Raw genomic sequence first — 4,396 nt, 5'->3', positions numbered from 1 at the left:
GACAGATCCGCCTCTCAAATCGCTTTTTATTTCAATCCTAATATTCCTACATTTTATCTCCACTCGCTTTACACACGAACATTTGTTCGATATAATCTAGCTATTCATCCAGACCTTCTCCTCAAAATAAACCATTTAGCGAGGGTGCGGATTCATGGAACGTTATACTTGGCTTTTCCAAAATGACCAGAACGATTTCGATCTCGGACAGTCTGGAGCTGCATTCGGACGATGGGGCGGGTCGGATGCGCTGCTGTTCGCCGGCCTCCACTGTCTTCCCGTCCTGCTGCGGAAGCCGATCGAACAGGAAACGTTCTGAGTGGCTTGCACGGCAGCAAGCTTCGTCGGTCTTGTGTGCGGAGCGGTCGATGAGAACAACTTCGATCTCGTCTACGTGTCCGGCAACAACGTATTGGAATATCCGAGTTTGCAGTACGACCCGATCATGAACGGCTCCAGCACATGGCAAATTTACCACGGTCCGCTTTATCAGGCGCTGGTGCCCGTTCCTCACGAGGAATGGGTCAAGCTGGCTCTCCACGTCCAACCCGGCAGCATCGCGATCTATGTAGGCGAATCCTCGTCTCCCGCGCTTGTCATTGCGAAGCCTAAGCATAGGCATACGAACGGCCGACAGATCGGCGTTTGGGGCACTGCATCCGGTTATTTGCGCCACCTGACGGTGAAGGAAGCAGCCTCCGTCGAGTATGCCGTCGAGCCGGCGCTACAAGCGCCTTACTGCGGCCAATCTGTGGTGACCGAATGGCTGGTGTCGAAGCAGCCCGAGTACAACCCGGTTCGTACGGCCGTTGAAGCAAACGGAACATTGAATTTGAATGCGCTGTTTACGTCGGAGCAAGGGGCTACGGTCATGGCGGCTTGCTCCTTCGAGCTGGGGGAAGAGGTCGAGTCGCCGTGGATCAGCTTTGGCTTCAGCGACAAGCTCCGCTTATGGGTGAATGGAGAGCTGCTCTATGAAGGAAGCTGGCGCTGGCTATCTCCGGGCGATATTAACGACGGGCGCATTCGGCCGGATACGGTCCGCTTGCCGCTTTACTGGCGTAAGGGGCTGAATACGATCCGAGCCGAAGTTACGAGCGAGGAAGTTCATTTTGGCTGGGGGCTGGCCATGAAGGTGGGTTTGCCGGGGATCACGTTCTCATCAAAAAACAGCCCGGAACGAGAGTCGATCCTCGTTCCAGGCTGTCGGCAAAGTGAAGGTGCTTGTTAGGCAGGCAAAGCCGCCGCTCTGGCTTGGGCGAACGCCGCGCTGCCGACGACGCCCGCGTCGTCGTTCATCTCGGCGAGCCGGATTTCGATCCGATCCAGATACATCGGATGGACGATGCCCTGCATGCCGCGCCGCAGCGGAGCGAGCAAGCGCTCCCCTGCGTTGGCGGCGCCGCCGCCAATGATGATCACGTCGGGGCTCCACAGCGGAATCGCGTAGGAGAGCCCCTTGGCCAGCATCGTGCCGACGAAGTCCATCACTTCGATCGCCACTTGGTCGCCCGCGTCGTACGCCCGGGAGACGTCTGCGGCCGTGATGGCCGCCCGCTGCGCCTCGTCCGGGAACCAGTCGGCGAGCAGGCTGCTTCGGCCGGCCGCGATCCGCTCGCGGGCAATACGCGCGATGCCGGTCGCCGAGGCGATCGTCTCGAGACAGCCGCGCAGCCCGCAGCCGCATAGTGCGCTCTCGCCTTCCATGACAATATGACCGAACTCGCCAGCCATAAACGAGCCGCCATAGTAAGGGCTGCCGTTATTGATCATAGCCGCCGCGATGCCGGTGCCGAGCGTGACGCCCATGACATGCCTGAAGCCTTGTCCGGCCCCGCGGACCGCTTCGCCATAAATGTACATTCTAACGTCGTTGTCTATGAACACCGGAATGCCGCCGAGAATGCCCGAGAGCTTCTCCGCTATAGGCAAGTCGTACCACTTCATATTGCTGGCCATTACGGCAATCCCCCGCTCGGGGTCGATGATTCCCGGATTGCCCATGCCGACTGCAGTCAGTTCGTCCCTGTCGATGCCCTCCTCTTGGAGCAGCGCATCGATCATGCCGGCGATCCGGCCCAGGACGAAGTCCGCCCCGTTCGCGGTCCCCGTCGGCTGTTTCGCTTTGCGTACGAGCTGCAGCTCCCCAGTTAGCAGCCCTACTACAACATTCGTTCCGCCGATATCGACACCAATCACATAACTCATGTCCGGCACCTCCTGACAACCTTAGCTTCTTACCAGCACTCTTCTACCCTACTCTGCCAAATGGACCCGGACACCTATCCGTTCAAGCTCTTGCCGGAATACCGGATCCAGCGGAGCATCCGTAATGCATCCATGTACGGCGGTCAGCGGTGCGATGGAGAACAACGAAGTCCGTCCCACCTTCGTCCGGTCGAACACGGCCAGCGTCTGATCCGACCGTTTGATGAGCGCCTTGGCAATTTGCGCTTCCGACTCCGAATACGTCGTCAGCCCTTGCGATAGCGCAACCCCGTCGATACCGAGAAACATTTTGCCGATGTTCAAGCCCTCAATCAGCTTCTCCGCCAACGGACCGCACAGCTCGTAGCTCTTGCTGCGCAGGATGCCGCCGGCCACCACGACCTGGATGTCCTCGCTATCGGCGAGCTCCATCGCGATGTTGATCGCGTTGGTCACGACGGTGATACCGCGGCGGCTCTTGAGAGCGCGGGCGATATGATACGTCGTCGTCCCGCCGGACAAGCCGATCACATCGCCATCTTCAACAAGCGAAGCGGCAGTGGCGGCGATCCGCTCCTTCTCGAGCCAGGACAACGACGTCTTCTCCTGGAACGACACCTCCCGCACCGGACTGTGCGCGTCGTAGAGGGCGCCTCCGATCGTGCGGATGATGCCCTCCGTCTTCTCGAGCAGATCGAGATCGCGCCGCGCCGTCGCTTCCGAACAATGCAGCGTGTCCACGATATCTTGAACGGAGATACGCCCTTTCTGCTTGAGCATGGCGACGATCGCATCGCGCCGCTGCTCGCCTTTGGACAACGAATGAACGCTCATCGCACTGCCTCCATCCCCAAGTTGCGTCCGACTAAATTTTAACGACTTGCGTCAAGTTGCGCGGGTGGTCCGGATCGACGTTTTTCTTCAGCGCCGTATAATACCCGATATATTGCAGCACCGGCAAGTACAGCACGCTGCGCGCCTCATCGCTCAACTCGCGGCCGCCTACTTCGAATATAGCATCGGCAAATGCGGTATCGGCACCCTTCTCGGCTGTGACGATGAGCACGGTTGCTCCGTATGCTTTCATCTCTTCGGCTACTTTCACTTCGTACGAACGAGCCGTCTCCGATAGCAGCAAGCAAACCAGCGTACCCGGCTCAACGATCGACTTCGGACCGTGGCGGAACTCCAGCGTGCCGAAGCTCTCGGTCCAAACATACGACATTTCCTTGATCTTCAGGCAAGCTTCCTGGGACAGGCCGAAGTAAGCGCCCATGCCGAGGTAGATGAATTTGTTCAAGCTGTTGCCTTCGATGAACGATTTGGCGAACGAGTCCGCCGCTTTCACTACCGCTGCATCCGCTGCCGCCACTTGCTGCATTTCGTTCCACAGCCCAGCTTGACTCGAAGCCAGAGCGATTGCCGCTTGCATCTGGAACGTCATGCTGCTGAGCGATTTCGTCATGACCGTGCTCTTCTCTTTGCCCAGCGGAGAGACGAGGCAGTCGCTGATTTGCGCCATTTTGCTCGTCTCGTGGCAAGTGATGCCGCAGATCGTCCAGTTGGCGAGCGATTTGACGGACTCCAAGGCGAGAATGACTTCCGTGGATTCGCCGGAGCGCGATACGCCGACGAGCAGCGTTTTCCGTGCGGTCACCGTAGAAGCGTCGCGGATCAGGAAAATGTCCGAAGACGGAAGAGCTGTTGCACTGCGGCCGAGCCACTTGCGGAAAGTAGCCGCCATTGTCTGAGCTTGGTAATAGGATGATCCCGAGCCGATAAAAATCACTTCTTCATATTCGCTATTGCCGATATAACGCGAAACCCAATCCTTCTGTTTGTTCTCCAGTTGATCGATCGCGGCAGCCAATGCTTCCGCTTGCGAGGATATTTCCGGGTACGTCAATTGTCCGAATGCAGTTGTCATCTGTTTCCACTCCTTTTATAGGATTGCTTTTGATTACTGATTTTAATTATAGAATCATTGATTGATTTTTTCAATCACGATTTTGAGTTTTTCAATCAATATTAATTTTAGGACATATTTTTTCTTTTGTTCAATGACGCACTCCTGTGATAAACTAATAAGGTTAAAAACATACAGGAACAAAACAAGTGGGAGATTTGGGAGGGGAATTGAACAAATGGAACAACAATCGAATGAGCTGGTACCTGCAACCGCTGTCAA

Annotated in this window: 6 protein-coding genes; 2 read left to right on the top strand and 4 right to left on the bottom strand. The window is 56.6% G+C overall.

All coding sequences use genetic code 11. The features are described from left to right. The first annotated feature begins 154 nt into the window (after window positions 1-154). Together PKO02S_RS32710 and PKO02S_RS31615 are read left to right on the top strand one after the other, a co-directional pair. Window positions 155-319, top strand: coding sequence for a hypothetical protein (locus PKO02S_RS32710; RefSeq protein ID WP_164821816.1), 165 nt, complete (start codon window positions 155-157; stop codon window positions 317-319). After that, window positions 320-1,231 carry a hypothetical protein gene (locus PKO02S_RS31615; protein WP_127589216.1) on the top strand — a complete coding sequence of 304 codons (912 nt, stop codon included), beginning with the start codon at window positions 320-322 and terminating at the stop codon, window positions 1,229-1,231. Here the strand turns inward: PKO02S_RS31615 and PKO02S_RS31610 are convergent. From PKO02S_RS31610 to PKO02S_RS33010, 4 genes are all read right to left on the bottom strand, one after another. Then, window positions 1,228-2,208, bottom strand: coding sequence for an ROK family protein (locus tag PKO02S_RS31610; RefSeq protein WP_127589214.1), 981 nt, complete (start codon window positions 2,206-2,208; stop codon window positions 1,228-1,230). The genes PKO02S_RS31615 and PKO02S_RS31610 overlap by 4 nt on opposite strands. Window positions 2,209-2,256: 48 nt before the next feature. Then, window positions 2,257-3,042, bottom strand: coding sequence for a DeoR/GlpR family DNA-binding transcription regulator (locus PKO02S_RS31605; protein WP_127589212.1), 786 nt, complete (start codon window positions 3,040-3,042; stop codon window positions 2,257-2,259). Window positions 3,043-3,073: 31 nt separating this feature from the next. After that, on the bottom strand, window positions 3,074-4,135 hold the full coding sequence (locus PKO02S_RS31600) for an SIS domain-containing protein (RefSeq protein ID WP_127589210.1): 1,062 nt from the start codon (window positions 4,133-4,135) through the stop codon (window positions 3,074-3,076). Between the two features lie 54 nt (window positions 4,136-4,189). Further along, window positions 4,190-4,396: hypothetical protein (locus PKO02S_RS33010; RefSeq protein WP_218033985.1), on the bottom strand; the 207-nt coding region annotated here is incomplete at its 5' end.

The organism is Paenibacillus koleovorans NBRC 103111 (genome assembly GCF_004000845.1).
Lineage (GTDB): Bacteria > Bacillota > Bacilli > Paenibacillales > NBRC-103111 > Paenibacillus_AA > Paenibacillus_AA koleovorans.
The sequence above is the reverse complement of the archived record's forward strand: the minus strand, read 5'-3'. Positions and strand labels throughout refer to the sequence as shown.